Raw genomic sequence first — 26,911 nt, forward strand, 5'->3', positions numbered from 1 at the left:
CGCCGGGGCGGAAGCCCCCACCAAGGGGTGCGATTCGCCACCCAGTTGATTTGAAGCAGGGGAACATTCACTTTGGGAAATCACGTAAGTCATTGATTTTGTTTTTGCTTAATCTTTTCAAATTCGGGTTTTCTAAAAAAGGTGGCAGAATCAAAAAAGAGCCAAAGCCCCATACGCCGGGGGCTAACAAGCAATCGCAATTCTGTATGGAGGTGGCAGATTGCTCTGATAGTGGCAAAGAGTTGTAAAACGCCAACCTGGAATATAAGCTATGAAAATACTCGCACAGCGTATGAAAGAGGTACCCAATGCCAAACCAACTCCGCTTTGACCTCACCAACCCACGCGATGTCGCCAAGGTACGTGCGGCCCACAGCATGTACATGAAGCGTGGGCACGCCATCGACTCGGTGGCGAACACGTACGGAGTGGGACACAACACGCTCCGTTACGCTTTTCGTGACCTCAAACTGCCCACCAAGGTAAACCGCAGGGTCGATCCACAAGAGGCAAAAGAACTTCAACGGCAGCTAGATGCCCCCTTGGACTACATCGCCGCCCGTTATGGTGTACACACCAACACGGTGCGCAAGTGGATGAAACAAAGGCCAGTGAACAAGAAGTTCCAAGGCGCACCTGCCAAGAAATGGTGGCGCGCCATATTGGTGGCCGTCAACAACGACCCCAACGACTTCTATCATGTGCTTATCCAACATCCGCATAGGTTGAAGCCTCATTACATTCCCGACCTATACCGCCGCCATGCCAAACATCGCCAACCGATCCTATGGCAACTGGATCAGACCAACCCAGCGGAAAGCATCACCGCCGACGACCTAGAGATGATGGCATCCGACACAGAACCATGCGACGACCATGCCCCAAGCGTGTTCATCGCCACGCGAGAATACATACGTCCCGTCAAATGGACCAACGAATCCATCGCCAATGACCTAAACGAACTCGACAACGAGTACGACGAAAGTGAATCAGACGCCAATCTCCATGAACTGGCAGAAGAACTAGGGATAGACCTATGACACGCATCAGTCATCTCCATACCAAAGACCCCGATGGCGACCCGATACGCATCCCACTTGGCCGGGAAGTGTCGCTGGTCAACCCCGGCATGTGGCCCGAGTTCATCGGGTTCCGCTTAATCCTCGAAGAAGTCGTGGGCACCGGGGGCAAGTACGCTCTACTACGCGTCAAGGAGTTCCCGTTCAACCACGAACGCCGTGTGTTCCTTGCCGAAACCGTCACCACCGCCATGCCGGAGTTGCCCCCGGCCATGCTCGACGTCGACCAACCCGCCGTTATGTGGGGCTCGCTTGTCACCCTGCGCTCAGGCAAACAGATCGTGGTGACTCACCCCGAAGTGACCCCACTCCAAGGCATCAAAGGCGTGCCCATCGGCATGAAATCTCCCGTTGAAGTGAACCTCGACGAGATCGTCCACATCCGCCACCCACAAGAACTCACCAAGGTAGCGTAACCATGCCCAACCTAAATGTCCCGGTTGTCCTCGCCAACCCCACCGCATGGCCCGAAGCCGACGGCCAAGACCTGCGCCTCGTTGACCTGCCCGACCCCAAGCAAAAGTTCGCCCTGGTGCAGTACGTCGCCGCCACGGGGGCAATCGAACGTCGCCTCTTGATGCGGGCTGACATCCGCAAACGCGACACGCCACCGCCCACGCAACCACTGGCATCACCGCCTCTACGTTGGGGAGCCATCGTCACGCTACGTGACGGCAACAAGGTGATCTGCACGCACCCCTCGCTCGGCTTCAGCCACTCGTGGAAGGGGCTCCCCGTCGGAGGCCGGTCAATGCGCGAATATGACTTCTCACAAATTGCCGATATCGAACACATCAACAGCATCTTATCGGAGGCTGCATGACCACCCCCATGCTGCACATCACACGCGGTGAGTTCGCCCACTCAACCCCCGTGCGCGACTTCACCATCGCCGAACACACCGTCATCACCATGGCCTGCGACATCGCGGTCTTCGACGACGGCGAGGACGACTTCATCCTACGGCCCAAGTACCCCACGAGCCACTTCGACGTGTTCCGCTTCGAAGTGCAAAGCGACGACGGCGAGTTCCACTTAACCTTCTACGCCTTCGACACCATCCATGCGGCCCAGATCGCGGACACCGTGACCGCACACCACCATATCAACAACTGGACGCTCTACGACGAAGAACACGAGCACATCAAGGAGGCCGCATGATTTATCTGGTCAACAAACTCACCAAGGAACACATCATTCACCGAAGCACAAATAGCGCATCTGGCGTAGACCACACTTGCTGGAAAGCCCATGTCGCCGATGATGACGGCTGGATCGACTGGAACGGTGGCGAGTGCCCCTTGCCCGATGGTCACCCGGTCGAAGTGAAGCACCGTAACGGCCTAACGTACACAGAAAAATGCGGTGAATACCATTCACATTCATGGTCCCACATGGACCACAAAGGCGACATCATCGCCTACCGCCCCATCCTTGACGATCAAGAACAACCCGCCACCCCCAAATGGCAAGGGACAAAAGACGGGCCACCCCCGGCAGGAACCCTAGTGACCTGGGGAGATACCAACCAGCTCAAAGTAATAGCCTCATCCAACCCCTGGGTATGGGTCCGCAATGCTGACGCCCCTGCTACACGCGGCTTTGTAATCAAAATGCACTTTTTACGGCCCATCCTCACCGACCAAGAGCAGTGGGCTAAGCAAGCGAAAGAAGTTATGGGCGTCAGCGGAGAAAGCCTAAACGGGTCAATAGACGCCATCTACGACGCGCTACTAAGCGGCGAGCTACCAATGCCGAAGGAGGAATCGTGACCACCCATCACCCGCCCACCATCAACAGACTTCAAACGATCGTCGACGAACACCAGTATGAAGCATTTACTTGGCAAACCGATGACCCTGATGACGAACCGCTGATCGTCGATCCGACTACCGCCGCGCTACTCGTACAAGTCCACAACATGCTCGAAAGACGCGATTCGGCCAAGGCCCAAGAGGCCCGCGCCAAGATGGCCGAGAGCCGTGCCCGTTTCGGCCTGATCGTCGATAAAGCCTGGGCACTCGCCATGAAGCAATAGACGCACGTCCAACTTTTGTCCAGCTTTATTCGCACTGCTGATACCCAACGGAGATTAACCATGACCAAGCCCACCACCGCCCAAAAGAACCCACTCGTCCAAGTCGCCAACAACGCCGCCATTCAGCTAGCGGAAGCACAATTCCGTCTCGCTCGATTCTTTACCCCCTATAGCTACGACCCGAAACGCATCGACTATGACCGCGTAGCCGAGTTCCTCGACGACGTGTTCGTCGCCTTCCCACAACCGACCGCGAATTTGAAACCGCGCCTCGACGATCTGCAAGCGCAAATTGCCCAGCACCGCCAAACCCTCGCCGCGCTAAAGGATGCCGGGGCCGAGCCTGACTTAACCGACGAGCAACTGTTCATCACCGCCCAGGCCAACGTGGTGAATCCGAGCATGGCTGGATACTCACGCGCCGCGTAACCCGCACCCCTCGCCCACTGCCACTCACTGAGGAGCGATCACATGGACTTACTCAACCCCGAAGTCGTTCACGCCGCCAGCATGGAAGATTTGTTCTGGCAGCACGCCTTAACCCCCGCCGAAGTAACCCTGACCCTGGAGCAACTATTCCTGGCCATCGACACCCACCCCGATGTGGGTAAGCTCGGCCTCACAATCGACATCATTGACAGAAGTAACGACGCCACGTTCAACCTGCGCATTGAGTTCAACAACTTCATCCATTGCCAGATGCGCACCCACATCCTGCGAACACTTGACGACCAAAGCCCGCTGAAAAACCGCGACGCTTACGAAACCGTCCCTGGGTTCCTTATCGAGTGTAACTCGACCGGTTTAACCCTCCGCCATGTTCCCAAAACCCGCGAGATGCTGCGGACGCTCAAGCGCGCCTTCGCCACCAGCGGCATGGCACCGTTTGAGGACGCCGTTTGGCGCTTTGACGACATCGCCCCCATCGACCGGCTGTTCGCCGCGATCAACGTCACGCTGCCGCCAAGTTACCATTTCCGCAATATGCCCGACCTCTACCCACGTATGTACGCGGAGCTGGGCAGTTGGCTACGGCTGACCGGCGACATCCCCGCCTCCGAGGTACCGTACTACGCGCTCCGCGAACTGGGTCGCATCAAGAACAACGAGTATCAAGCACTGCCCACCGACATCATCGAGGCGATAGATAAGCTCACCTACATCAAAGAAACCCCGCACCTTGCCATCAAAGGGTCAAACCGAGGCAAGATGGCCTACACCGAGAACAGACGCAAAGGAGCCGCCGACACCCAGAGCGTGATGAAACCCGGCAAGTACCTCCGCCGTGTGCTGAAGGACAACGTGTCCGACCAAAAGCTCAAGGAGATGGTCGCCGAGATGCAGTCCCACGCCAAACACGACGTAAGGATCGTCACGACACCGGGGGAAGCCGCCGATGTCTATATGAACGGGCCAAACAGTTGTATGTCCCACGGCGAAGAACGCTTTGACCGAACCTTCGACCTCGACGACGACTGGCGACACCCCATCGAAGCGCTGTTCTGGCCCGATGGCAGTGGCGATATCCACTTGGTCTATGTCGAGGTGCAAAACCGCCCCGCCGCGCGCGCCCTGATCCATACCAAAAACCGAGCGTACCCGTGCGTTTACGCAAGCGACTGGGCACCGGGCGCGCGTGAAACCTTAGAGGCTTGGCTCGACGAAAACGGCTACCGCCAAGCAAGCGACGCCCTCGACGGTGCCAGAATCCCGCGCATCGAGTTACGCAACGGCACAATCCTCTGCCCTTACATCGACACCCACAACCGCGGCGTGGAAGTTCACAACGACCACCTAGTGATAGATGGCCCTCATGAGGCGGAATACAGCGCCGGGTTCATTGACCCAGACGGCGTAATCGCAGACTGCCTTTGCCAACGCTGCGAAGAACGCGTTGACGAGGATGAAACCACCTACATCGAGCGCGAAGGGATCGACGTTTGTCAAAGCTGCCTTGACGATTATGTCTGGGCACTCACCGATGACGGCGTAGAACTTGTCCGCGAGGACGACTGCGAAATGATCGACGGCTCACACATCTATGGCGGCGTAGAGTTTGGCTACGTCCACGACTCCGCTTCTGACTACGACCTAGAACGCGCGGGCCTGTGCCGCGTGGAACGCACGGGTGAGATCATGGATAAGGATGGCTGTACCCAAACCGATGACGGCGAATGGGTCGAGGACGACGAAATCCGTGACACGCACACCGCGCCCAGCCCCAATCTGCCCGTGTATGAGGACTACATTCGCGTCGACACGGATGACGTACACCGTACCGAAGATTGCGTATGGATGGCCGACCATAACGAATGGTGGTGGGACCAAGATCGCGCCATTGGCGATGAGTACACCATCGAACACGTTCAAAATTACCAAGTGGCCACCGAGGTAGAAGACAATGCCGATGCCGCTTAGTCTTGACCATCATAATCAGCACAGCGTATATTCCGAGTCTGTCGTTGACGGACCCGCCACCACCCAAGGAAGCGATACCATGAGCCAACTTGCCCCCAAACAAAAGCTGCCCGCCCTCAAAGCCGCCGTGTCACCAACACCCGTCTTTGAGAACATCGAAGCGACCCCGGTACCCATCGGCGATCTGTACGACATCCTCAGCTACCGCCGCGTGGCCAATGAGCGCGGGGAACTGGACATGATCGACAAATACATCATGCCACTGAACCCGGTAAAGGATGCCTACGGCAACTACTTCGTCACCATACCAGGGCCACAGGACACAGCGCCGGTAGTTGCCTTCACCGCGCACACCGACTCGGTACACTACGACGGGCACCGTTACTCCTTCGTCGAACCCGCTAAACCGGAACCACACAGACCACGCCAATCGCTCAAGGTCGAGAACCACATCCTGAGCCTCGCGGTACCGGACAACTGCCTCGGGGCCGACGATGGCACAGGCATCTGGGTACTGCTCAACCTAATCAAGGCGGGTGTCCCCGGCCTTTACTGCTTCTACCGTGACGAGGAGTCCGGTCGCCAGGGCAGTGAGTGGTCAGCCAAGCACGAACCCAACCGTTACGCCAACATCGCCGCGATGCTCTCTTTCGACCGCCGCGGTGTCACCGATATCATCACCCACCAGATGGGCCAGCGCTGCTGCTCAGAAGTATTCGCAGAGCATATCGCCAACGCCATCGACCCCGGTGAATGTAGCCCTGACGACGGTGGCTCCTTCACCGACAGCTACTCGTTCCTCGACCTGATACCGGAATGTACCAACGTCTGCGTGGGCTACTACGCCCAACACACCCCCAACGAGTACCAAGACCTGACCTGGGCCGCGTATCTGGTCAACCGCCTGATCACCATGGACTGGAGCATCGTGCCCATCGGACGCGAACCGGGCGAAACCGACAACTACGGCCACCTCTATAGCTGCGCCGACATCGTGAACAGCTTCCCCGACGACGTAGGCGAGGCGCTGGAGCAGTTCTACGGCATCACCAGCGAGGAACTCTTGGACATTATCGCCGAGATCAACTGCACCACGGTTGAGAGAGTCGCTGACCAGATCGACCTTGACCTATCCACCCGCGTTGAACCGTTCGGCCTCAGCCTAACCCGCGACGACGACTACGCCGACTTCCCGTTCGATGATCTGGGGGACTACGACCATGAATAAGCGCCGCGTCCTCAGTCTCAACAAAGCCGCCCGACCGGGGCGGCTCGTTATCACCCGCAAGCACCAAGAGAGCGTGCAAATCGGCGACGACGTAACCGTCACCGTCATCAAACACCACAACGGCGATGTGCGCTTGTCCATCGAAGCGCCGCGCACCACCAAAATCCTACGCACGGAGCTAAGCAGTTAATGACCAACCCCAACCTACTCGTCAAACGTCTCACCAACGACGCCCAACTGCCGACACGCGGCACGCCGCTTTCGGCAGGCTGGGACATCTACTGCACCGAGTCCGTCGACATTCCACCGGGCCGCCGCGCCGTGCTACCCACCGGCCTCGCCATGGCCGTGGAACCGGGCTGGTACCTGCGTATCGCCCCACGCTCAGGGCTTGCCGCCAAGCAGGGCTACAACGTTCACGCCGGAGTCATCGACGCGGACTACCGCGGCGAGGTCAAAGTGGCCCTGATCAATCACGGCGACGAAACCCTCGAATTTCGCCGGGGCGATCGCATCGCACAAGCCATCATGGAGCGCTGCTCCACTGGCGCGTTGATCGAAGTGACTGATCTACCGGAAACCTCACGCGGCACACATGGGCTCGGGAGCACAGGCCGATGACCAACAAAACCTTGACCCACTACACCACCCAGGCCAACGCCATTGCCACCATTTACGCGTACATGGAGGGGTTATGACCCAACAACCTGAGATCGTGGCCTATCGCCACGTCAACAAAAAAGACCCGGCCATGTGCGGCGTAAGCCTGACGCATGACCCCAGTTGCTACAGCACCGAAACCAACATAGAGCCGTTAGTACGCCTAAGCGACTACGAAGCATTGGCGGCGCATGTGGAGCAATTGATAGAACTGGCCAAAGCGCAACAAGAATGGATAGACGCAGTGCCTCAAGACGTGGTGCTGCCCACTATGCCGGGTTTTGACCGCGATTGGGCCGATAGAGTTTTAAGCGACGCGCCCACAACCACGTTCCAAAAAGCCATCATACAAATCGAAAAGCTGGAACGCGAGCAAAACGCCATCGCCCAGGCGCTTAATTACCACATTCTGCTCAAACAAGCCGAAGCGCTTGAGTACGCAGCACGTAACGTAGTCGGGTGGTCATCATGCCAGCGACTAAAAGACCATGCCGCCGAACTCCGCCAGCAAGCCAAAGGAGGAGCAAAATGATCAACGCTAATTATCTGCGGGAAACTGCTCGTGCTATTTGCAGAGACCTACCTGAAGAGGAATTACACAGCCACCCCGCATGGCGGGCGGCTGATCGTATCGAAGAGCTTGAGGGGGTGCGTGACGATATACGCAAGCTGGTCTACATCGGTGAGCATATGCACGAAGACTGCTCATGGAAATACCGCTTCAGTGAAATCAAAGATGAAAAGGATGCCCTGGCCGCGCATGTGAAGCGAATACATGCAGCTTTTTGTAAGTATAAAGACTCCGAGTATGGCAGCGAAGAGGAACTTGAAGCAGAAGCCTATCTGTATGACGTGATAGAGGAAACCCCTGCCACCTCCCTCGCCCACCTAAAAGCTCAGTGGCAAGCGGAAGTATTGGAACAACTGTTTATCGAAATGCAGACCACTAATTGGGGCGCAGAAATTCTTCCCAAGATAAGGGAACTCCGCCAACAAGCCGAAAAACTTACACCATGAAATTCACCAAGTTTGACCGCCCTTTGGCTGACGAAGAAGAACGCTCCGGCACACGTATCCCGGATGACCAGCCGCATGGAAATTTCACTCGGATTAAGAACTTCCCAGGCCGCACGGTACCCGCCAACACCGCCTATCAGCGGTGGGTGCGTAACCCTGAACTGAGTTTGGAACAAGTCTGCACCATGCCGGTTAATAAAGGGCGGCGTCTGTTCGCCCATCGCCAGCACCCCGAGTACCTGGCCGATCTGGCAAGCGACAAACTGCACAAGGACATCGCTCAGAAGTGGGGGCTTAACTACAACACCGTGGCTCGCCACCGCAACGAGGAGAGAAACAAACAATGACCATCAAAGTCGAGTACATCGACCACATGGGCGACGACCTTCGCGTCGTCAACGCCGCTCGTGTCTCGTTCGACAAAGAGAGCGAGCTGATAGACGGACACATGCTGTCCGGAAAGGACGGCAAGCTCCTCAATTACCTGGCCAAGCATGGCCACTTTACCCCGTTCACGCACCCGATGATCACGCTGCGCGAAACCGTGCCGATCTTCGTGGCCCGCCAGCGCTTCAAGCATGTCGTTGGCTTCACCTACAACGAAGTGTCGCGTCGGTACGTCGACGACGAGCCGGAGTTCTTCACGCCTGACGTATGGCGCACTCGTCCAGAGGGCAGCGTGAAGCAAGGATCCGGCGCCCCCATCGACGAGGGCGCCCTTGTTTGGACATGCCCTACAGACGAATACCGGGGCGCCATCTCTCGATGCAAAGAGGCATACCAAGAGATGCTGGCTTGCGGTGTGGCCCCCGAACAGGCCCGCATGGTCTTACCCCAGTCGATGATGACCAGCTACTACGTCACCGGCTCACTTGCCGCCTTCGCCCGTGCCTACAAGCTCCGCGAAGACGGTCACGCGCAGAAGGAAATCCAAGACTTGGCCCATCAATGGGACAAGATCATCCGCCCACTCTTTCCTCATTCCTGGGAGGCACTCACCCAATGAACGCATACACCCACCCCGAACTTCATGCCAACGACATCGTGCAACGTGCCGCTATGCACATGCACAACCGCGCCTCGACCTATGACAAGCCCGGAGGCGAGCGCTCCATGGCCAAAACCGTCGCCATGTTCAACACCCTGGCCGATGCTGACCTAACAGAAGAAGACGGGTGGATGTTCATGGCCATCTTAAAGGTGGTTCGCAGCCAACAAGGCGATTTCCGCCTCGACAACTATGAAGACGGCTGTGCCTACTTCGCCCTCGCCGCCGAAGCCGGTGCCGTTGCCCGAAATTATAAGCATAGCGAGTTACCCGATGCCTAATCCAGCCCTCAACTACGACTCCGATTGGGACTACCACAACAGCAACCTCAGTCCCGAGGATCAAATCGTCCAGGCACTCAGCGATGGAGAGGATCACGCTCTCACCTGCGAGTACATCAACTGGATGATCAAGCAACGCCCTGAGGCGGTCGCCAACTTACTGATCGACACCGCCGAGGCCCACACACACCTCGACGCCTTCGCTCGCCACTACGTCAAATAACAAGACGATATCGAAGGCGAAGCCCAAGCCGAACGACAAGGACTCCTATGACCAGTGCCTCCACCGCCCGCGTCCTCGACAACGCCGCCGCCGACATCGAGAACAACAAGCAGATCGTCGGCCCCTTGATCCAGTACGCGGTTGAACACTTCCCGCGCCTCGACGACCGCCTGCGCTTCATGGCACTGATCACCTTCGCCTGCGCCCGGTTCACCGAAACGGAAAGCGTCGAGGACATCTTACGCGAGCTGCCCGACGCAATCACCGACATTGCCAAGCAGTTCGTCGAGGAAACCAGCACACACCACACTGTACACTGAGACGATCATGCGCATCTTAGGAATAGATCACGACCTCATAACCCTGGACTTTGAAACCTACTACGGTACCGGCTGCTCGTTGAGCCTTCAGTCAATGAACACCTTCAACTACCTCGCCCACCCCGACTTTTCGATCCATGGCGTGGGCATCAAGATCAACGACGCGGACACCGAGTGGGTCGCCCCCGATGAAATCGTCGACCGCCTCGATGAAATCTTCGACGGTAACGGTCGCCCTACGGCCCTGCTGGCTCATAATACGAACTTCGACGCGTTCATCCTACACCACTTCTGGGACATTCACCCCGACCTGTACCTCGACACACTGGCCATGAGCCGGGGCATGTTTCCCGGTCGCAAGCACGGCCTGAAACAACTGGCCGAGCGCCTCTGGCCGAATGACCCGTCGATGCGCAAAGGCGAGGAACTGGTCAACTTTCGCAACGTGACCACCAACGCGCTTTACGACAACGACGCCATGCTCCAGTCGATGATCGACTACTGCATTCAGGACGTTGACCTGACCCATGCCGCCTTCGTCAAGATGCTGCCCTACTACCCCGAGGACGAGCTTGAACTGATCCACCTCACCACACAGATGATGTGCGAGCCGATGTTCGTCCTCGATAGGCAACTGATCACGGAGGCCCGTGACGGCTGGATTGCCGAGCGCCAAGCAAAGATCGAGGCGGCAGGCGTGGCCGAATCGACGCTGAACTCCAACCCCAAGTTCGAGAAGGCGCTGACCAGCCGCGGCGTCAAGATCATCCACAAGGCCGATCTGCGCACCGGCAAAATGAAACCGGCACTGGGCAAAGCTGACCTTGGCTTTCAGCAGATGCGCGCTGCACACCCCGACCTCGATCACTTGTTCGAGGGCCGCGTTGCCGCGAAGTCCGTGACCCAGATTCGCCGTGCCGAGCGCTTCTTGGAAACCGCCGAGATTACCGGCGGCACCATGCCCATGCCCTTGAAGTATTATTCCGCCGCCACGGGGCGCTATGGTGGCGGCGAACTCCTTAACGTCCAGAACATGAACCGAGGGTCGGCACTACGCAAAGCCCTTTGCGCTCCGCCAGGGTATTTGGTCGCCGTCGCGGATTCATCGAACATCGAAGCGCGAATGCTCGCGTGGCTCGCGGGGCAACAAGAACTGCTCGACGTGTTCCGTTCGGGGGGCGATGTGTATTCGTTCTTCGCCAGCAAGCTCTACGGTTTTGAAGTCAACAAGGCCGATCACCCCCACGAACGCTTTGTGGGTAAGGTGTCGGTGCTCGCGCTTGGCTACTCACAAGGCTGGCGACGCTTCCAAGAAGGCATGGCAGCGGGCATGTTGGGGGGCGACCCGGTACTGTTTAGCGACGCCGAAGCCCAAGAGGTGGTGAACACTTACCGGGGCGTCAACTACATGATCCCGCAATATTGGAAGCAGGCACAACAGGCCATCGTCGATATGTACATGGGCAACGAATACGACTGGGGGCCGTTACGAGTCGCTCGCAACGCGCTCATTATGCCCAACGGTATGGCCCTCCAATACCCCGGCCTGCGCCCCGATGACGATGGTGGCTTTGAGTATTACAACGGCAACTTTTACACCCGCCTATATGGCGGAAAGTGCGTCGAAAACATATGTCAGGCGTTATCCCGTATCGTACTTTTCGACCAAATGCTCGACATCAACCGCTACGTGACCCAACACGACGGTCGCGTGGTGCTTAACGTTCACGATGAAATCATCGCCATTGTGCCCGAGGCAACCGCCGAACGTGATTTCGACAAGATGCTGGAGATTATGAAGCAACCGCCCGCGTGGTGTGCTGACCTGCCGCTCGACGCCGAAGGCGGCACGGCGCGGGAATATTCGAAATAACCCACACTAGGCTATCGGCCACCGTGTCGATAGCCTAGAATATTCGCCTTGCGTATCTTTTAACCACGACCGGAGAGGGCTATGTCAGCACCGATCAATTTTATCACGCCCACACGAAACGTCCGGTTATCCAAAACCATCACCGCCAATGACGTTACCCCCTATCCCCGCGTCGCCAGCGTCACCTCGATTAGCCACCACGTCGAGGAAAGCGGCAACGGGTTGGCTGAGCTTTATCGGCTTCTGCTGAACAACGCCGACGCCGGGAATGCGTTGCTCAAAGGCCCGCTCAGAGAGCCCGTCGTAAAAGCCTCGCGCTCGGGCAAAAGTGATAAAACCGCCAGCACCCCTTTCATGGTGCTGGACATTGACGGCTGGATACCCGAAACCAAACTCGAAGCCCCTATCACCCAGGCCGATCTGCTAAAGGTCGCGGAGTCCGTTATTACATTGCTGCCGGAGCCGTTGTGTTCCACCAGTTACATCGTCAACGCCTCAAGCTCCACCGGCATCAAACCCACCGGCGAAGTCGGCCTGCACTTTTTCTTCCTGCTAGACACCGCCATTCACCCCAGCTACTTGGAGGCGTACTTCAAGTCGCTTAACTTCGCGTCCGAGACAATCGCCGAAAAGCTCACGCTCCAGTCGAGCAACATGAGCCTCAAGTGGATTGTCGATCCGGTTGTGGCCCGTAACGCGCAGCTTGTCTACATCGCTCACCCGACATTTGAAGGACGCGACGATCCCTTCGCCAGTCCCACGGATCGCTGGGCGCTCAACCGCAAAGAGCGCGATACGTGCGACATCCACCAACAGATAATGAGCGTTGACCATGCCGAGATTGACGGCAAGGCCAACAAACTGCTCAATAAACTGCGCAACGAGCGTGGCCTGGGCAAGTTCAAACCGCGCACCCGCACCATGACGCTTATGGGACAACAACAGCGGGTGATGGTGAACCCCGACCGGCTCGAAATGGTACACGCGGGCGAAAGTGACGAGTTCGTTTATTGGAACATCAACGGTGGTGACTCCAAGGCGTACTTTAACCCCAAGGCGAACCCCGAGGTTATCTACAACTTCAAGGGCGAGCCGCCGTTTCTGTTCCGCGAGGCCAACAAGGAACTCTACAACCAGTACATCGCCGACTACCAAGAGGTCATAAGCAAGGTACAAGAGACACGCCCGCTGCTAATCCGTGACCCTGACCGCGACGAAATCTTCGCCGTGGAGTACGTGCCCGCGCACAACGAAGTCATGCGCATCAACAAGATCATCCGCCAAAACGCCGAAGACTGGCTGGCCGGGTTCGGCGTGCCGATGGTCGATAGTATCCCGTCGTGGGACGTAACGTTTGACCCCCACAGCGTCAACGAAATCGACTGGGATGGCAAAATCCTCAACACTTACCGGGCCACGGAGTACCTGAAAAACCCACCAATAGTCATGCCGCAGTATCAAAAAGCCACGCGTGAAACCGCCGTCGACAGCCTCAAGGAATTATGCCCCACGATCTTCGATGTGCTGTACCATATCGCAGGCTCAAGCAAGCTGGAGCTGGGGTACTTTCTTAACTGGCTGGCCTTCGGTATCCAGAAGCGCGACAAGACCCGCACCGCATGGGTGTTCTCGGGCGTCCCCGGTACCGGCAAAGGGGTTTTCTACGAGCGTATCTTGCGCCCGATCATGGGCCAGGATTACACCATCCTAAAACGCCTTGACCACTTAGAGGAGCAGTTCAACGCCTATCAGGAGCGCGCCCTGTTCCTGATCTGGGAGGAGTTTCGTCTACAAGACTCCAACCAATCGGGCAAGCTCTTGAACAAAATGAAGGACGACATCGTAGCGGATACCGTCAGCATCCGCGCCATGCGGACAGACGTGCGCCCCGCGCCCAGCTACACCAACTACATCTTCTTCTCCAACCACACTGACGTAATCCCGGTAGAAAAAGGCGACCGGCGCTTTAATATCGCCCCACCCCAGTTGGAACGGCTTGAACACACCTACCCCGACATCCGCCAGCGCATTAACGAGAACCACATCGAGTACGAATTGGGCAGTTTTGCCGGGTTCATGCTCGCCTTCGATATCAACGAGCAGGAGGCCACCACCGAACGCAATAACGAGGCTAAGGAACAGATGCGCCTCGCCTCGATGACCCCCATGGATCAATTCGCCAACGCCATCGTGCAAGGCGATCTGGAGTTCTTCTACCGCGTCGAGGACATCGAGTCTGTCAACTCCGTCGATATGTCGATGCGCGTCAAAGTGGCCCAAGCATCCCTCAACAAATGGAAGGAGGACGCACTTAATAACGCCAGTACCGTGGTCACTATCGACGCGTTGCAGGTCTGCTTTGAAGTCATCTTCAGCGACCGTATCCCGGCCATCCGGTTACAATCAGCCCTTGCCAAACGCGACGTGATATTCAAACGCGAGCGCACCGGCAGCGGGAAACGCAAAAGCTGCGTCAGGGTCGAGTGGAAAGTCACCGACAAAGACGAGCGCGCGCTACTCGCCACGGACATACAGACCTATCATCAGCAACATCCAGCCGACGAACCCAGCGCTCTCATGCACTGAGCCCTAGACAGGGGCCGCTATGGCCCCTAATATCAGCAGTGCTTATTCAAAAAGAGGCCCACCATGACCGACGACACCTTTGACCCAAAGGCGTTTAAGAAACCGACACGCCTAACCCCCGACGAACCCGCCACAACATCCGACGCCGAGACGTTCAACCCCGGTGCCATCAAACAGCGCATGGCCGACAAAGCCGAGGCCGATAAGCAAGAGGAAATTGCCCTGGCCGAACGCCCCTTGGGGCCGGTCAAAACGTGGTCATTCTCACGCCTCATGGCGTTTGAAAATTGCCCCTATTCGGTCTACCTCAAATCCGTGGAGAAAGCCCCCGATCCCTCTGGCCCTGCCGCCGAACGCGGTACCCGTATCCATGAACACATCGAGAACTACATCCAAGGGCTGCACGACGATATCAAAGGGCTGCGTCTTGATCGCGGTATGAAGTCCGTCGACCTGACGCCGTTTATCCCGCTTATCGACCGGCTACGCGAAAACTTCGCCGCAGGCCAAGTGGAGGTCGAAGGCGACTGGGGCTTCACCCGCGATTGGCAAGAAACCGGGTTCTTCGCCCCGGATACCTGGGCACGCGTAAAGCTCGACGCCATCGAGTTTGAAAGCCCTACGTCAGCCAAAGCATTTGACTGGAAGTCGGGGAGGAAATTCGGCAACGAACTCAAACACAACCAGCAAGGCATGGTGTACGCCATCGCCGCGTTCATGCGCTACCCAGAACTTGAGTTTGTCGAAACCAGCTTCGAGTACCTCGACCAGAAAGACCAGATGGGCAACAAGTACACCCGCGACCGGGCCATGCTACTCAAGCCGATGGTCGATAAACGCGCGAACCGGCTCACCACCGCCACCAAGTTTCCACCCAAACCGTCCATGCACGCCTGCAAATGGTGCGCCCATGCCAAAACCCAAGAAGGCGAGGACGCCCCGCGCTGCGCTTACGCATTTCAGGAGATTTAACCCATGACCACCGCCACCTTAACCATCACCCCCGACGTGCAAAAACGCTACCTCAAATCCGTACTGAGCCACCTTGCCGAGTATGGCTTCGACTACCGCTCCGTGTTCGCACCGGACGGCTCGGCACGCCACGGGTTGACCATCGAGCGGGCCACGATCGTCGCGTTCGAGAACGACGCGCCGCATATCAAAGTGACCCATACCGGCAACCGAGGGCGGCAGATCGGGATGATGCTCAACCTCGACGAAGGCACCCCGCCCAGCGAGTTAATAACCGACGTGGGTGCCAAACACGCTGACGACATCGCCATTGGCGAGCGTTGCATTGAAGGAGGAACTTCCGCATGAACTACGTAAGCATCAACACTTGGTACAAACACCATGACATCATCGTCAAGGCCGACACGGCAAAGCTAGCCGCCGCACAGCTCAGCGACATAAAAGCCAGTATCGACGAGCAGGTAAAACAGGAAAAGAAGGAGCAGACCAATGGCTGATATCCAAATATCCTTCGACATCGAAACACTCCACACGCGCGCCGACGGCGTAATCCTATCCATCGCCGCTGCCGCCCGTGTAAACGGTTCGCTTGAGGTTTTTTATTCGCACTGCGGATTAGAGTCGCAACACAACCGCGCCTTTAGCCAAGACACCCTCAACTGGTGGTACAAGCAACCAGAGCTATGGGCCAAGACCCGCGAACTGTGCCAAGAAGCTGAACCGCTCGCCAACGTACTGCGTGACCTGAGCCGGTGGTATAGCGGCCTGGGCGAAGACAAAGACCGACTCTATCCCTGGGGCAATGGGGCCAACTTCGACCTCGCGTTTCTCGAACACGCCTTCGATGAACAAGGGGTGAAGTGCCCTTGGGCATATTGGACAGGACGCGATTTACGCACCTTGGAGCAAATCGCCAAAGACCTCGACGTGTTTGAGTCGGTCGAGCGCGTGGGCACGCATCACGACGCCCGCGACGACGCCATTACCCAACTGTTAAGGATCGAAAAATGCCTGGAGGCCATTCATGGGTGCCGCACTCCCGCCACTGTTTAACCACCAAGCCACCACGGTCGAGCATCTGCTCGCCAATGACCGCTCGCTCGATCTGTCTGACGCCGGTACGGGCAAGACACGATCCCACTTGGAAGCCTTCGCCCGTCGCAAAGCGGCGGGCACCGCCAACAAAATGGTGGTACTGGGCACCTTGTCGATCCTCGAAACGGCGTGGGCCGATGACATCAAGAAGTGGACGCCACACCTGACCAGCGCCGTGGTCTACTCCACCAAACGCAAGCGCGACCTGCCCCGTGCCATCGCCGACGACGTGGACGTGATTATCCTCAACCACGACGCCGTGAAGTGGATGGCCGACGCCAAAGGAAAACTGACCGATGAAGGACGACTTCTTGCCGACTACGCCGATGTGCTCGTCGTCGACGAGTTCACCGCGTTCAAACACCGTACCAGCCAGCGTAGCAAAGCCGCGTCCGCTGTCCGCCACCATTTCCCGATCCGCTGGGCACTCTCAGGCACGCCCAATAGCAATGGAATCTGTGATATTTGGCATCCCGTCTACATCGTTGATGACGGTGAGCGGCTTGGTCGAGCGTTTTGGGGCTTTCGAGCACAAGTATGTACCCCGATCCCCAACCACAATATCCCCGGCGGAAATCATGTCGATTGGGTCGATAAAGAAGACGCCGAACTCATTGTAGCCGACAAAATCCACGACATTTGCGTGCGCCACAAGCTGCGTGAGTGTATCGACATGCCGGAGAACGTCGCCTACACCGTCGAAACGTCACTGCCCAAGAAGCTCATGGCGCAGTACCAGGAAATGCAGAACGAGGCCGTGCTGCTGTTGGAATCCGGCGAAGCGATCAACGCCGTTCACGCCGGGGCCAAGATCAATAAGCTCCTGCAAATCTGTAGCGGCACTTTGTGGGACGGCGATCAGTACCACGTCCTTGATACAGCCCGTGTAAAGCTCGCCCTCGATCTGGCTCAGGAAGCCCCGCAAGCCCTGGTCGCGTTCAACTGGCGACACCAGCGCGACCAGCTCATGGCCGAAGCCGCCAAACGTGGCATGAGCTTCGCCGTAATCGACGGCGATGTGCCGGTGGCTAAACGCGTGGAAACCGTCAACAAGTTCCAGGCCGGTGAGATTCACTACATCTTCGCCCACCCCCAGGCCGCAGGCCACGGGCTGACCTTAACCCAGGGCACACGCACCATCTGGACAAGCCCGACGTACAACGCCGAGTGGTTCCAGCAGTTTAATGCCCGCATCGACCGTGCCGGTCAAACCCAGCGCACGGAAACCATTATGATCGCGGCCAAAGGCACGCGTGAAACCGCTGTATACGAAAAGCTCAGCGGCAAACTGGAACGCATGGGCAACCTGCTCCATGTGTTCGCTGAAACAACTTCCACCCGATAAGGAGAACGACCATGACAACCCGCCTATTCCGCCTCGACGACGCTATCCAAAACGCCGACCTGATCTACGAAGCCGCCAAACGCCTCAAAGCCGCCAAAAGCCGCTTGGGCAACAAGGCCGACAAAGAGCAAGAGGCCCGCGACGCGCTAAAAACGCTCCAGGCCGAGGCCCACAGCATCACCACGGCAATGGTCAATGGCGAGGACATGCGCGACCACCGTGATCTGGCCGACGTTCAACGCGAACTCAAGGCCGCCCACAACAAGGTCGACAAGGCCATCGAAAAAGCCCACGAAGACAAAACCGCCATCCAAGAGGCACTGGACGAACTCACCGTGTTCCTCGAAGGTGACAACATGGACACCACCACTGACCAAGAGCAGGAGGCCGCATGACACTCGGTGAACTGATCGACCAACGCGAGCAGCTACGTGACCAGAAACGGGCGCTCACTGGCGAATTGAAAGGCGTCGACGCCCAACTGTACGCCAACGAGGAAGCCCTGCTCGAAGCCCTCGACGCGGCGGGCCTGGAACACGCCAAGATCGACGGGGTGTCCGTGTCCGTCAGCGAGCAGACCATGCCCAGTGTCACGGACTGGGACAGCCTCTACGACTTCATCAAGCAAAACGACGCCTTCTATATGCTCCAGCGTCGCGTATCGACCGGCCCGTACCGCGAGATGCTGCAAATGGAGCAAGACGTACCGGGCGTGGAGCCCTACGTCCAGCGTAAGGTGAACATGCGATCCGCATGAATACCCCGCAACCCTCGCCATGCTGCGATGAACTATTCGCATGGCGATTATTATACGCCTCGCGTATAATGATCCTTGTGAGGTCGATTGGGCCTCATCTAACTGTGCAACTGAAATAATGGAGATAGCCACATGGCCAACTCAACCAGCAAATCCGTCGCCAACTTCCTGAAAGACCAAGACCAGCTTCCCGCGCACCTTGCCAAAGATGCCGGTTTGGGTAACGAGAACGTCGGCACCGACGACCTCGCCATCCCGCGCATTGACCTGATCCAGCAGCTTTCGCCGCAGATCGACAAGCAATCGCCCAAGTACATCGAGGGCGCCGAAACCGGCCACCTGTTCAACTCGCTGTCGGGCAACGTCCACGACTTCATCTTCGTCATTAACCTGCAATTCGAGCAGAAATGGCAGATTTTCAAGAAGCGTAAGTTCGGTGGCGGCTTTGAAGGCTCCTTCGACTCTGAGGCCGACGCCACGGCGCACTTGGACGCGCAGGGCTTGCCGCATGAGCAGTACGATGTGGTCGACACCGCAATCCACAAGTGCCTCATGCTCGACGAGAACGGCAACCCCGACCAGCCGGTGCTGATCTACATGAGCGGTTCCAAGCAGCGTGTGTCGAAGAACTGGAACACCGCGATCCAGCTCAAGAACCCCAACGCCGCACGCTTCGCAAGCGTCTGGACACTCCAGTCGGTCGGCGAGAAGAACAAGCAGGGTCAGCCCTACTTCAACTTCAAGGTCGACTTCGCCGGTTGGGCCGGTGAAGACCTCTACGCCGAAGCCAAGCGCCTGTACGAAGGGCTCGTGTCCGGTGGCACTGACGCCTTGGCGAAGGACAAAGAAGCCGACAAGGCCGAGACGGCTGACGCGTAAGCATTTGCTTACAACCAAAAGCCGGGGGACGCCCCGGCTTTATTTTTCTCTAAACTGTTTGCACATACAGTATTTACTGGCTAACCTATGAACGAACACGGGTTCATCCGCTCCGTTCACCGCAAGCTCCCAGCCGGGATTTATCGCTGGAAGATCAACGACAACTTTGAAGGCGGCGTGGCGGATGCGTATTACTCAGGCAACAAGGGGGATTTATGGATCGAGTACAAGTACCTCAAAGCACTGCCAAAACGGGGCAGTACACCTATTCGCACCACGCTCAGTGCCCAGCAGCAACTGTGGCTTGCTGACCGCTACCGTGAAGGTCGCCGTGTGGCGCTTGTCATTGGCTCCTCCACCGGTTGTTTAGTTCTCACAACCCCTGACGAATGGAACCGAGACTTGACACGCGACGATTTTATACGCAACGCGATTGAAAAGACGCGGCTTGTATCCTATATTGTTGAAACCACCACCTCGACAACTTAGGTACGCCCCCATGTCCACTCGCACCATAACGGAAGAAGATAAGCAAAACGCCCTTCGTCTTAAAAATCTTTACAACGCGAAGAAAAAAGACTTGGGACTAACGCAGACCTCAATCGGCAATGAACTGGGCATGAAACAAGGGGCCGTCGCGCAATACATTAACGGCCACATTGCCCTTAACTACGAGGCAGTGATTCGTTTCGCTAAAATCTTACAAGTTAAGCCATGGGAAATTGATCCCACGCTAAGTGTGCTTAACCCGGTGGGCGAGATTAAAACTCAGGAAGTAGCGCTTGATGTTAAACAAACGCTATCTGGTTCAGGGAAGCCGCAAACTAAATCCATTACGATTAGGTACGACGGAATGCCCGACCAGTTATACGGCTTTGAAGCAGACAGTGACACTTACAGTCCATTCTTAAAACAAGGCGATATTGCCGTTATCGACCGTTCACTCCAACCCGAGAACGGCGACGACGTGTTGATCGAGTTTGAAAATGGCCATTTGGCGGTCGGCGAACTTGTAAAACAATCGGCCAAAGAAATCACCGTCAAAAGCTACGCGAGCGGTGACGAACGCACCAAGCCGATGGAAGAAATCGCTAACTACGATGTCATCGTCGAAACCAAACGCTCGCAGCGCAATCGTGCTCGTCGGATGAACCGTCGCCCTGAGATGGCTTAGAGACGCAAAATGCGTCATTTGCTAAGTAAACTCATTATAGCAGCGTTATAGCAGAATTATAGCAAAGCACCCCTCAGCGGGTGCTTTTTGCTACCCATCAAAATCAAAACGTAACTCGTCGTCGTCTTCCCCGAAGACCGTATCCAAGTTCTCGGGTACGTCGGTATTGGCGATTTTCCCACTCCACGAAGCACGGCGCTTTAGCACTTCTAGCTGGTTCATGGAGAATAGCTGACCGTACGCTAACGCCATCGGTGCCCCACGCAGCGCATAATACGCTTCACTGCTCAAGGCATTTAGCGCTTGCTCGTCGATGCGATACAGGTTCGTTCTATTGGATGCGTCTTTATCTTCCCATGGGGTTAGCACGCCTTGCCGGTCAAGTTGTTCACAAGCTTTTTGGGTAATCGCTTGCTGGTTCGAAAAATCTTGTAGGCGCTGGAAATGTGCTTTGGCGGCTTCGCTTAGTGCACCGGCTTCGTCAAACAAAGGCGTTCCCCCTTCGAGGGTTAGATGGGACGTCGCCAAACTCAATACACGCTCTCCGTTCTCCATGCGCCCTAATGCAAACGGATAGTGGCGGGCACTCAGTGGCGCATAAGGCCCTAACCATCGACCATCACCGTGCAAATACAAGTGGCCTCCTGCCCTCTGCCCCAAGCACGCAACACACTGCCAGCGCTGGCCTGAACGCATCAACGCCACTAAAAAATGAGGGATTGTCCGACGCAACTCCCCCACCACCACTGTTGCGTAATGCTGATCAGCCGTATGGTAAAAATCTGCCAAGGGCAAAAAACCGCAGCCTTTATGCTGGCTCGGCGATAGCGCGACCCAATCTGTCATGATAGCTCCTCACACAAAAACCCCCGCCGTAGCGGGGGCTCATTAGCGCATTTACCCTAATATTAAGCTGCCGTGTCAGGATCAGCGGCAAAAAACTCGTTGACCGTTGTGCTGTCGGTCAAGCCCTGCACACCTACCAGCTGAATGGTGAAATCTTGAGCAGCTGTCAAGTTTTCAAAACCATTCGGTGCGTCCTGACCCAATACTGTATTGAGCGCTGTCCATTCAGGCGCGTTAAATACCAGTTCCGCAGTATTCGCATCGGCGTTGATGTTGATCAACGACCAGCCGAGGTCTTCAGCAGATACGTCAATGCGGTGCCCATTAGCGGCATCAACAGCTTCAACTGTTGCAGTGCCAGCATTCGCCGCTGTTGCAAACAAATCCTTGAATTGAGATTTATCGGCATTATTTAGACGTTGCGAGCTAGCGATCACGTCTTCGCCAATATGGAAGTTATGAATTGAATCGCTTCCTTGGCCGCTACCGGGCTGATACAGGAACACGTCTTTGGTGCTACTGGCGACCATAATGTCGTCGCCCTGACCGCCTTTTAACACGTTAGCATTGTCAAAGACGCCCGTTTTGTTCAAGCCGGTGCCCATCAATGTGCCGAACGCAGCGTTGCTCTCTGCGATGCTGTCAGCACCTTCGGCAAACACACCGTTAGCATCTTGCTCGGTTTCAGCACCCGCAAAAAGTGAATGCTGCTCACCTGGGGTAGAGTTCGGCCCCGATGTGTAATAAAAGTCTGCGCCTTCGCCGCCCACGAAGTGCTTGCTTGCACCGTCGGCAACGTACACAAAATCTTCGCCTGCCCCACCGAACACATCAACCTCGCCAGACGGTGCGTATAAATTAGCAACACCGCTAGGCAACAAGATGTCAGCGCCGTCCTCACCCACGGTAAGATTCATCAGGTCAATAATCGAAGAGCTGTTCTCTAGACCGTATGCGTTGGTAAAATCAGCGCCGGAAAAATCGAACTTAGTGACATTGATCCCTGAAAAGTCGACATTTCCGTTGAATATGTCGCTAGCACCATTTTCAACACTATCCACTATTTCCACGGATTGTGCGTTTTCGAGGACAGAGCGTTCGTAGGGTAAGGGGGCTTTGGGTGATGGGCCAGTGCCCGCAATGTTAACGAACTCGGCAGCACTTGTAGGCCTAAACACATAATCAGTGATTGCCAGCAATTCGTCAGCGGAGTCGATGTTAGTGGCTCGCGACGCAATATCCTCAAGTGCCGGGACAAGGTGGGCGTAGCTAGGCGGAGTTAGCACGTCATCTGGCGTATAACGCTTAGACGTATCCAGCTCAAACTCGTCAGGCAAATTATCAATGTTCGACAATGCCGATGACAGAACATACGTCGAGCCGCCTTCACTGCCCGCTAAGGGATTCTCGTTGGCGGGCGTATCGTCAGTCTCACCCTGCTCACCGTCTTCTTGACCATCTTCTTCCTGGCCGTTGCCCTCTTCATCGCCTTGACCGGCTTCTTCACGTGCCGCTTCAGCAGCAGCTTGACCAGCGGCAGAGGCGGATTCACGGATGGACTGGGCGAATTCTGCCACTTCTTCGCCGGTGAGGTCTTGGATACTGCGGCCTTCGGCTTCTAGCTGGGCGGCGACGCCGTTGGAGGCTTCCGCGACGGTCGGCACAGCCCCCGTGTTGAAGGCCTGCTCTTCTTCAGTCAGGTCGCCCGGCTCGTTCTGGGCCAGGAACAAGAACTCTTCGGCGAAGTTTTCTTCTGTCACATCGCCGCTTTCAAACTGGTTAATCCAAAACGCTTTACGTTCGGCGGCGTTAGAAAAGTCGCCTTCCAGGCCCAGCAAGTTGGCATACGCCTCATCGACGAGGGCTTCGGTGTCGTCGTTGCCGCTAACCAGCGCGTTAAACAGCGCAATGGCGTTGGCGTTCTGTGCTAATGCTTCTTCGCGTGTCATGACACTTCCTTTCTTTTGGTTTGTCGCAGTGGGTCCGAAATTGGGTTCCGGTCAACCTTCCGGGTCTGCGCGTTACACGATTGCCGCCCCAAGGTGATCACTGGGCAGCAAGTCGTGCCAGTCAACTTGCGCTTGGTGATGGCCAAGCGGTTCCCTTGCCCCAGCCTTTCTTCCTAGGCCGGTAGCAAAACCACCTTAGAACATTACGTCAGATAACGCTACTTAGCCTTTTGGGCAACATAACCGTTCAGCGAAGATCGTGAAATAACGCAGATTTAACGCTACACGTTGGGCGAAGTTAGCGATATTTACCCGTCTATTTATCACCACATCGGTGCAAAGTTTCGCTACTTATTGAGCCTCACTGAATGGGCTGAAAAACGCTGATTTTGTAAGAGATGTCTTACAAATTAAAGCGACAATCTCTTACAAAAACCTCAGCCATTTACACCCGACAAACACAAAAAAGCCCCGCACGCGGCGAGGCTTAAAGGGTCTTGCAAGCTAGAGCGAACAAGGGCTGTTGTTGCCCTAGCGCGTGATCCTTCACAAGAAACCCCCACCGAGGCGGGGGTTTATCTTCAAGTGGGGGTTGCCCCCCACCAAAGAGTTAAGACTGAGCAGTCTTATGCAACGGTCAGGAAGCCAGCAGAGAAGTCGAGGTCTTCTGCATTCACGCCGTTCAGGGTGATCTGTACCAGCTCGTCGTCAGACTGAGCGTTGCCAGCACCTTCGAACTGTTCAACGAACAGGATGGTGTTAGCACCGTCCTGCTGAACGAACACTTCCAGTGCGTCGGCATCGCCTTCGCGAGTTTCGGTCAGATCAACGCCCGCGTCGATGTCGGTGCGAGTGAACTCAGTGCCGAGGAACAACTGATCGTCAGCTTCGAAGTTGGTCATCACAAGGCCGGTGTCTGTGTCTTCAGAGAAGATGTACAGATCGGCTTCGTTGCTGGTGCCCGCTTCGTTGCTGTCAGTCAGGTCAACGATGTTCTCAACGCCGAATTCTTCTGCCAGAACAGTCGCCAGTTCTTCGCGGTTGTCGACAGCGTCTTCGTAAGAAGCCACTAGCGCTTCAACTTCGTCCAGCGCCGCTTGGGCTTCGGCGAGGTCTTCTTCCGCGTCGGCTACGTCTTGGATGTCTTCTTCGCGGGCTTCAACAGCGTTTTCTGCGTCTACGAAGGCTTGACCTAATGTGTCTGCACTAACTTGTGCCACATCGAAGTCTCCAGAATTACCATCGTTGGAATTAGAAATCGTCAACATGTCTTGAACTGTCGCATCGGCATTCGATGAAACAATGGTCAAGGTGTTGTTGGAAATCGTTGCAGATTCAACGCCGTCCAGTGCTTCTACAGCTGTTAGGAAACTTGCTTGATCGCTAAAATCAGTGCCGTTACCAGCGATAGTTGTAGTCGTACCGTTCACTTCGATATCAGCGGCAGCTGAAGCGTCGGTGAAGTCGGCACCGGTTACATCTGCTTCAAGCGTGACAGGCGCGTATACAGGAGCAGTTGTGAAATTGGTATCTGCCGTATTGCGCTCTTCAATAAGACCTGCGCGCTGGCCAACAACAACCGCTGCATCACGCAAGGCAGTGCGCAGATCAGAGTTGGCACCTTCTAACGTTGTGCCGTCGTAGTTGCCATCAGCATCAATCAGGGCAGCTAAGCTGTCATTAAGCTGGTTAACACCTGTAGGCGTTGAGTTACCAACAAGCAGCTCGTCAAATGCTTGGTTGTCAGCTACAACCGTAGACTCAGCTGCGACTTGCGCGACAATATCGCTAAGTGCAGTAGTACCAGTGACGTTAACGTCTGTGCCACCCGCTTCGAGATAGGCGGTAATGGCTGCTGACAGAGCTTCTGATGCAGATAGGTCGCTGCCATCGCTGTTACGATCACTGCTCAGGGCGTTTTCGGCCTGGACCAAATCGTTCTGGAACTCAGAAATTGTTTGCGTCAAACCGCCTTGTGCAACATCAGCATCGCTGCTGTTGATCTGGCTTTGCAGATCAGTCACTTCGGCACGCAATTCGCTGTCAGAATCAGCCGCACGCTGTGTTGCCAGCGTTGATTGAGCGTCACGCAGATCCTGATCTTCCGCAGCAACTGCCGCTTCGGCATCAGCAACTGGGTCGATTGTGCCGTCAGCGATGTTCGCTTTACGCGCATTCAGATCAGCTTCGCTGATGTCAGCTTCCTGACCGTTCATCGCCAGCTCTTCGAGCGCTGCATCTTCAGCGGTCAGAGCGGCTTGGTAATCGGTCACAGCTTCAGTGAGGTCTGAAGGTGCGCCTGGCTCTTCTGCACCGGCTTGTGCGGCTGTTTTCAGGTCAGCCAGCGTAACGTCGCTGCTGGTGGCAGCTGCAGTAACGGCAGCAGTAGCGGACTGGTTGTAAGCAAACTCTTCAGCTGTCAGCTGACCTTGCTCATTTTCGGCCAGATCCATGAAGGTTTCAGCCAGGTCTTCAGCTGCCAGCTGACCACGCTCCAGATCACCATTCAGGTAATCCACCCAGAACTGGATGCGCTCTTGGCTGACGTCTTCAAGACCCAGCAGGTTGGAATAAGTCCACTCAACTAGAGTCGTATAATCTGTAGCCGGGATGTCAGCCATTGCTTCAACTTGAAGCTGTGCTGCAGTATCACGGTTAAAAATCGTTTTAACGTTTTCGATGCTCATTAATCTTAACTCCTTGGTTTGATCCGGCTTGCTCAGCCTGCTGGGGATTTAAGCCATTACATGGCCGTGAGCCTAGCGATTTCTCCCCATCAGTGCGGTTTATAACGTATTGGACACCATGCTTCAAATGCAAATTTAGCAAGGCATCTCGATGCTACGCTCTGATTTGGTCTTCTTACTCGGCTGCCCCGTAATGCTGAACCCGCCCAGCCCCATCAATTGTTGCCGATAAAGTGTTGCTGTCTCATGACATACGTTGAAAACACTGTTTTCGGTTCAGGCATCATGCCAGAGCCTTTACAACGGCTGCAACACCTATCGTATATTTGTTGACGCCGCTCAACCGCTTGCGCAGGCGCTTCGCGGCGATGGAGCAGGCAACTTGGCCCATGGCGGTCTATCGGGTAAATTATGCGCCTTCTCTAACGCCGCGCGG

General features: G+C 56.2%; 33 protein-coding genes. 30 read left to right on the top strand and 3 right to left on the bottom strand.

All coding sequences use genetic code 11. The annotated features are described in order from the left end of the window. Window positions 1-308 precede the first annotated feature (308 nt). The 30 genes from BQ9846_RS13515 (at window position 309) to BQ9846_RS13655 (ending at window position 20,993) form a co-directional block, all read left to right on the top strand. The gene (locus BQ9846_RS13515; RefSeq protein WP_075881468.1) at window positions 309-1,040 is read left to right on the top strand and encodes a hypothetical protein; all 732 of its coding nucleotides are present in this window, start codon (window positions 309-311) and stop codon (window positions 1,038-1,040) included. Beyond that, window positions 1,037-1,495, top strand: a complete 459-nt coding sequence (locus BQ9846_RS13520) for a hypothetical protein (protein WP_075881469.1) — start codon at window positions 1,037-1,039, stop codon at window positions 1,493-1,495. Before BQ9846_RS13515 ends, BQ9846_RS13520 begins: the two co-directional genes overlap by 4 nt. A 2-nt stretch (window positions 1,496-1,497) precedes the next feature. Continuing rightward, window positions 1,498-1,902, top strand: a complete 405-nt coding sequence (locus BQ9846_RS13525) for a hypothetical protein (RefSeq protein ID WP_075881470.1) — start codon at window positions 1,498-1,500, stop codon at window positions 1,900-1,902. Next, entirely contained in the window at window positions 1,899-2,240 is a 342-nt protein-coding gene (locus BQ9846_RS13530; RefSeq protein WP_075881471.1) for a hypothetical protein, read from the top strand. The genes BQ9846_RS13525 and BQ9846_RS13530 overlap by 4 nt, the downstream gene beginning before the upstream one ends. Beyond that, entirely contained in the window at window positions 2,237-2,851 is a 615-nt protein-coding gene (locus tag BQ9846_RS13535; protein WP_075881472.1) for a hypothetical protein, read from the top strand. Before BQ9846_RS13530 ends, BQ9846_RS13535 begins: the two co-directional genes overlap by 4 nt. After that, window positions 2,848-3,117 carry a hypothetical protein gene (locus BQ9846_RS13540; protein WP_075881473.1) on the top strand — a complete coding sequence of 90 codons (270 nt, stop codon included), beginning with the start codon at window positions 2,848-2,850 and terminating at the stop codon, window positions 3,115-3,117. The genes BQ9846_RS13535 and BQ9846_RS13540 overlap by 4 nt, the downstream gene beginning before the upstream one ends. A gap of 60 nt (window positions 3,118-3,177) precedes the next feature. Further along, window positions 3,178-3,546, top strand: a complete 369-nt coding sequence (locus tag BQ9846_RS13545) for a hypothetical protein (protein WP_075881474.1) — start codon at window positions 3,178-3,180, stop codon at window positions 3,544-3,546. A 42-nt stretch (window positions 3,547-3,588) separates the two neighbouring features. After that, window positions 3,589-5,535, top strand: a complete 1,947-nt coding sequence (locus BQ9846_RS13550) for a hypothetical protein (RefSeq protein ID WP_075881475.1) — start codon at window positions 3,589-3,591, stop codon at window positions 5,533-5,535. 79 nt (window positions 5,536-5,614) lie between these two features. Beyond that, on the top strand, window positions 5,615-6,763 hold the full coding sequence (locus BQ9846_RS13555; protein ID WP_075881476.1) for a zinc-binding metallopeptidase family protein: 1,149 nt from the start codon (window positions 5,615-5,617) through the stop codon (window positions 6,761-6,763). Further along, window positions 6,756-6,953, top strand: coding sequence for a carbon storage regulator (locus BQ9846_RS13560; RefSeq protein ID WP_075881477.1), 198 nt, complete (start codon window positions 6,756-6,758; stop codon window positions 6,951-6,953). The genes BQ9846_RS13555 and BQ9846_RS13560 overlap by 8 nt, the downstream gene beginning before the upstream one ends. After that, the gene (gene dut, locus BQ9846_RS13565) at window positions 6,953-7,384 is read left to right on the top strand and encodes a dUTP diphosphatase (RefSeq protein ID WP_075881478.1); all 432 of its coding nucleotides are present in this window, start codon (window positions 6,953-6,955) and stop codon (window positions 7,382-7,384) included. Before BQ9846_RS13560 ends, dut begins: the two co-directional genes overlap by 1 nt. Window positions 7,385-7,457: 73 nt before the next feature. Next, window positions 7,458-7,955 carry a hypothetical protein gene (locus tag BQ9846_RS13570; RefSeq protein WP_075881479.1) on the top strand — a complete coding sequence of 166 codons (498 nt, stop codon included), beginning with the start codon at window positions 7,458-7,460 and terminating at the stop codon, window positions 7,953-7,955. After that, complete coding sequence (locus BQ9846_RS13575) at window positions 7,952-8,440, top strand: hypothetical protein (protein WP_075881480.1); 489 nt, start codon at window positions 7,952-7,954, stop codon at window positions 8,438-8,440. Before BQ9846_RS13570 ends, BQ9846_RS13575 begins: the two co-directional genes overlap by 4 nt. Further along, a complete protein-coding gene (locus BQ9846_RS13580) occupies window positions 8,437-8,787 on the top strand; it encodes a hypothetical protein (protein WP_075881481.1) in 351 nt (116 codons plus the stop codon). The genes BQ9846_RS13575 and BQ9846_RS13580 overlap by 4 nt, the downstream gene beginning before the upstream one ends. Next, window positions 8,784-9,446: an FAD-dependent thymidylate synthase gene (gene thyX / locus BQ9846_RS13585; RefSeq protein WP_075881482.1), complete on the top strand. Its 663-nt coding sequence runs from the start codon at window positions 8,784-8,786 to the stop codon at window positions 9,444-9,446. Before BQ9846_RS13580 ends, thyX begins: the two co-directional genes overlap by 4 nt. Next, on the top strand, window positions 9,443-9,769 hold the full coding sequence (locus tag BQ9846_RS13590) for a DUF6378 domain-containing protein (protein ID WP_075881483.1): 327 nt from the start codon (window positions 9,443-9,445) through the stop codon (window positions 9,767-9,769). Before thyX ends, BQ9846_RS13590 begins: the two co-directional genes overlap by 4 nt. Next, entirely contained in the window at window positions 9,762-9,992 is a 231-nt protein-coding gene (locus tag BQ9846_RS13595) for a hypothetical protein (RefSeq protein WP_075881484.1), read from the top strand. Before BQ9846_RS13590 ends, BQ9846_RS13595 begins: the two co-directional genes overlap by 8 nt. A gap of 47 nt (window positions 9,993-10,039) precedes the next feature. Continuing rightward, the gene (locus BQ9846_RS13600) at window positions 10,040-10,312 is read left to right on the top strand and encodes a hypothetical protein (RefSeq protein ID WP_075881485.1); all 273 of its coding nucleotides are present in this window, start codon (window positions 10,040-10,042) and stop codon (window positions 10,310-10,312) included. Between the two features lie 7 nt (window positions 10,313-10,319). Next, on the top strand, window positions 10,320-12,185 hold the full coding sequence (locus BQ9846_RS13605; RefSeq protein WP_075881486.1) for a DNA polymerase: 1,866 nt from the start codon (window positions 10,320-10,322) through the stop codon (window positions 12,183-12,185). 81 nt (window positions 12,186-12,266) lie between these two features. Further along, window positions 12,267-14,771 carry a primase-helicase family protein gene (locus BQ9846_RS13610; protein ID WP_075881487.1) on the top strand — a complete coding sequence of 835 codons (2,505 nt, stop codon included), beginning with the start codon at window positions 12,267-12,269 and terminating at the stop codon, window positions 14,769-14,771. Between the two features lie 63 nt (window positions 14,772-14,834). Then, window positions 14,835-15,743, top strand: a complete 909-nt coding sequence (locus BQ9846_RS13615; protein ID WP_075881488.1) for a PD-(D/E)XK nuclease family protein — start codon at window positions 14,835-14,837, stop codon at window positions 15,741-15,743. Window positions 15,744-15,746: 3 nt separating this feature from the next. Beyond that, window positions 15,747-16,091 carry a hypothetical protein gene (locus BQ9846_RS13620; RefSeq protein ID WP_075881489.1) on the top strand — a complete coding sequence of 115 codons (345 nt, stop codon included), beginning with the start codon at window positions 15,747-15,749 and terminating at the stop codon, window positions 16,089-16,091. After that, the gene (locus tag BQ9846_RS16720) at window positions 16,088-16,240 is read left to right on the top strand and encodes a hypothetical protein (protein ID WP_159437931.1); all 153 of its coding nucleotides are present in this window, start codon (window positions 16,088-16,090) and stop codon (window positions 16,238-16,240) included. Before BQ9846_RS13620 ends, BQ9846_RS16720 begins: the two co-directional genes overlap by 4 nt. After that, on the top strand, window positions 16,233-16,796 hold the full coding sequence (locus BQ9846_RS13625) for a 3'-5' exonuclease (RefSeq protein ID WP_075881490.1): 564 nt from the start codon (window positions 16,233-16,235) through the stop codon (window positions 16,794-16,796). Before BQ9846_RS16720 ends, BQ9846_RS13625 begins: the two co-directional genes overlap by 8 nt. Beyond that, window positions 16,768-18,183 carry an SNF2-related protein gene (locus BQ9846_RS13630; RefSeq protein WP_075881491.1) on the top strand — a complete coding sequence of 472 codons (1,416 nt, stop codon included), beginning with the start codon at window positions 16,768-16,770 and terminating at the stop codon, window positions 18,181-18,183. The genes BQ9846_RS13625 and BQ9846_RS13630 overlap by 29 nt, the downstream gene beginning before the upstream one ends. A gap of 11 nt (window positions 18,184-18,194) precedes the next feature. Then, window positions 18,195-18,578, top strand: a complete 384-nt coding sequence (locus BQ9846_RS13635; RefSeq protein WP_075881492.1) for a hypothetical protein — start codon at window positions 18,195-18,197, stop codon at window positions 18,576-18,578. Next, window positions 18,575-18,940: a gp33 family protein gene (locus BQ9846_RS13640; protein ID WP_075881493.1), complete on the top strand. Its 366-nt coding sequence runs from the start codon at window positions 18,575-18,577 to the stop codon at window positions 18,938-18,940. The genes BQ9846_RS13635 and BQ9846_RS13640 overlap by 4 nt, the downstream gene beginning before the upstream one ends. A gap of 132 nt (window positions 18,941-19,072) precedes the next feature. Beyond that, window positions 19,073-19,819, top strand: a complete 747-nt coding sequence (locus BQ9846_RS13645; RefSeq protein ID WP_075881494.1) for a hypothetical protein — start codon at window positions 19,073-19,075, stop codon at window positions 19,817-19,819. An 87-nt stretch (window positions 19,820-19,906) separates the two neighbouring features. Then, complete coding sequence (locus tag BQ9846_RS13650; RefSeq protein ID WP_075881495.1) at window positions 19,907-20,308, top strand: hypothetical protein; 402 nt, start codon at window positions 19,907-19,909, stop codon at window positions 20,306-20,308. A 10-nt stretch (window positions 20,309-20,318) separates the two neighbouring features. Beyond that, the gene (locus BQ9846_RS13655; protein ID WP_075881496.1) at window positions 20,319-20,993 is read left to right on the top strand and encodes an XRE family transcriptional regulator; all 675 of its coding nucleotides are present in this window, start codon (window positions 20,319-20,321) and stop codon (window positions 20,991-20,993) included. Window positions 20,994-21,083: 90 nt separating this feature from the next. Here the strand turns inward: BQ9846_RS13655 and BQ9846_RS13660 are convergent, their stop codons facing one another. The 3 genes from BQ9846_RS13660 to BQ9846_RS13670 all read right to left on the bottom strand — a co-directional run bounded on the left by BQ9846_RS13660 (window position 21,084) and on the right by BQ9846_RS13670 (window position 26,475). After that, on the bottom strand, window positions 21,084-21,839 hold the full coding sequence (locus tag BQ9846_RS13660) for a SapC family protein (RefSeq protein WP_075881497.1): 756 nt from the start codon (window positions 21,837-21,839) through the stop codon (window positions 21,084-21,086). A 62-nt stretch (window positions 21,840-21,901) separates the two neighbouring features. Beyond that, a complete protein-coding gene (locus BQ9846_RS13665) occupies window positions 21,902-23,788 on the bottom strand; it encodes a M10 family metallopeptidase C-terminal domain-containing protein (protein ID WP_075881498.1) in 1,887 nt (628 codons plus the stop codon). Window positions 23,789-24,414: 626 nt separating this feature from the next. Beyond that, window positions 24,415-26,475: an autotransporter outer membrane beta-barrel domain-containing protein gene (locus BQ9846_RS13670; RefSeq protein ID WP_075881499.1), complete on the bottom strand. Its 2,061-nt coding sequence runs from the start codon at window positions 26,473-26,475 to the stop codon at window positions 24,415-24,417. Window positions 26,476-26,911: the final 436 nt, after the last annotated feature.

Origin of the sequence: Vreelandella massiliensis (genome assembly GCF_900155385.1) — a bacterium.
Taxonomy (GTDB): Bacteria; Pseudomonadota; Gammaproteobacteria; order Pseudomonadales; family Halomonadaceae; genus Vreelandella; species Vreelandella massiliensis.

Coding starts and splice junctions, on each gene's coding strand:
- BQ9846_RS13515 (WP_075881468.1), top strand. CDS start 309: ATGCCAAACCAACTCCGCTTTGACCTCACCAACCCACGCGATGTCGCC.
- BQ9846_RS13520 (WP_075881469.1), top strand. CDS start 1,037: ATGACACGCATCAGTCATCTCCATACCAAAGACCCCGATGGCGACCCG.
- BQ9846_RS13525 (WP_075881470.1), top strand. CDS start 1,498: ATGCCCAACCTAAATGTCCCGGTTGTCCTCGCCAACCCCACCGCATGG.
- BQ9846_RS13530 (WP_075881471.1), top strand. CDS start 1,899: ATGACCACCCCCATGCTGCACATCACACGCGGTGAGTTCGCCCACTCA.
- BQ9846_RS13535 (WP_075881472.1), top strand. CDS start 2,237: ATGATTTATCTGGTCAACAAACTCACCAAGGAACACATCATTCACCGA.
- BQ9846_RS13545 (WP_075881474.1), top strand. CDS start 3,178: ATGACCAAGCCCACCACCGCCCAAAAGAACCCACTCGTCCAAGTCGCC.
- BQ9846_RS13550 (WP_075881475.1), top strand. CDS start 3,589: ATGGACTTACTCAACCCCGAAGTCGTTCACGCCGCCAGCATGGAAGAT.
- BQ9846_RS13555 (WP_075881476.1), top strand. CDS start 5,615: ATGAGCCAACTTGCCCCCAAACAAAAGCTGCCCGCCCTCAAAGCCGCC.
- BQ9846_RS13560 (WP_075881477.1), top strand. CDS start 6,756: ATGAATAAGCGCCGCGTCCTCAGTCTCAACAAAGCCGCCCGACCGGGG.
- dut (WP_075881478.1), top strand. CDS start 6,953: ATGACCAACCCCAACCTACTCGTCAAACGTCTCACCAACGACGCCCAA.
- BQ9846_RS13570 (WP_075881479.1), top strand. CDS start 7,458: ATGACCCAACAACCTGAGATCGTGGCCTATCGCCACGTCAACAAAAAA.
- BQ9846_RS13575 (WP_075881480.1), top strand. CDS start 7,952: ATGATCAACGCTAATTATCTGCGGGAAACTGCTCGTGCTATTTGCAGA.
- BQ9846_RS13580 (WP_075881481.1), top strand. CDS start 8,437: ATGAAATTCACCAAGTTTGACCGCCCTTTGGCTGACGAAGAAGAACGC.
- thyX (WP_075881482.1), top strand. CDS start 8,784: ATGACCATCAAAGTCGAGTACATCGACCACATGGGCGACGACCTTCGC.
- BQ9846_RS13590 (WP_075881483.1), top strand. CDS start 9,443: ATGAACGCATACACCCACCCCGAACTTCATGCCAACGACATCGTGCAA.
- BQ9846_RS13595 (WP_075881484.1), top strand. CDS start 9,762: ATGCCTAATCCAGCCCTCAACTACGACTCCGATTGGGACTACCACAAC.
- BQ9846_RS13600 (WP_075881485.1), top strand. CDS start 10,040: ATGACCAGTGCCTCCACCGCCCGCGTCCTCGACAACGCCGCCGCCGAC.
- BQ9846_RS13605 (WP_075881486.1), top strand. CDS start 10,320: ATGCGCATCTTAGGAATAGATCACGACCTCATAACCCTGGACTTTGAA.
- BQ9846_RS13610 (WP_075881487.1), top strand. CDS start 12,267: ATGTCAGCACCGATCAATTTTATCACGCCCACACGAAACGTCCGGTTA.
- BQ9846_RS13615 (WP_075881488.1), top strand. CDS start 14,835: ATGACCGACGACACCTTTGACCCAAAGGCGTTTAAGAAACCGACACGC.
- BQ9846_RS13620 (WP_075881489.1), top strand. CDS start 15,747: ATGACCACCGCCACCTTAACCATCACCCCCGACGTGCAAAAACGCTAC.
- BQ9846_RS16720 (WP_159437931.1), top strand. CDS start 16,088: ATGAACTACGTAAGCATCAACACTTGGTACAAACACCATGACATCATC.
- BQ9846_RS13625 (WP_075881490.1), top strand. CDS start 16,233: ATGGCTGATATCCAAATATCCTTCGACATCGAAACACTCCACACGCGC.
- BQ9846_RS13630 (WP_075881491.1), top strand. CDS start 16,768: ATGGGTGCCGCACTCCCGCCACTGTTTAACCACCAAGCCACCACGGTC.
- BQ9846_RS13635 (WP_075881492.1), top strand. CDS start 18,195: ATGACAACCCGCCTATTCCGCCTCGACGACGCTATCCAAAACGCCGAC.
- BQ9846_RS13640 (WP_075881493.1), top strand. CDS start 18,575: ATGACACTCGGTGAACTGATCGACCAACGCGAGCAGCTACGTGACCAG.
- BQ9846_RS13645 (WP_075881494.1), top strand. CDS start 19,073: ATGGCCAACTCAACCAGCAAATCCGTCGCCAACTTCCTGAAAGACCAA.
- BQ9846_RS13650 (WP_075881495.1), top strand. CDS start 19,907: ATGAACGAACACGGGTTCATCCGCTCCGTTCACCGCAAGCTCCCAGCC.
- BQ9846_RS13655 (WP_075881496.1), top strand. CDS start 20,319: ATGTCCACTCGCACCATAACGGAAGAAGATAAGCAAAACGCCCTTCGT.
- BQ9846_RS13660 (WP_075881497.1), bottom strand. CDS start 21,839: ATGACAGATTGGGTCGCGCTATCGCCGAGCCAGCATAAAGGCTGCGGT.
- BQ9846_RS13665 (WP_075881498.1), bottom strand. CDS start 23,788: ATGACACGCGAAGAAGCATTAGCACAGAACGCCAACGCCATTGCGCTG.
- BQ9846_RS13670 (WP_075881499.1), bottom strand. CDS start 26,475: ATGAGCATCGAAAACGTTAAAACGATTTTTAACCGTGATACTGCAGCA.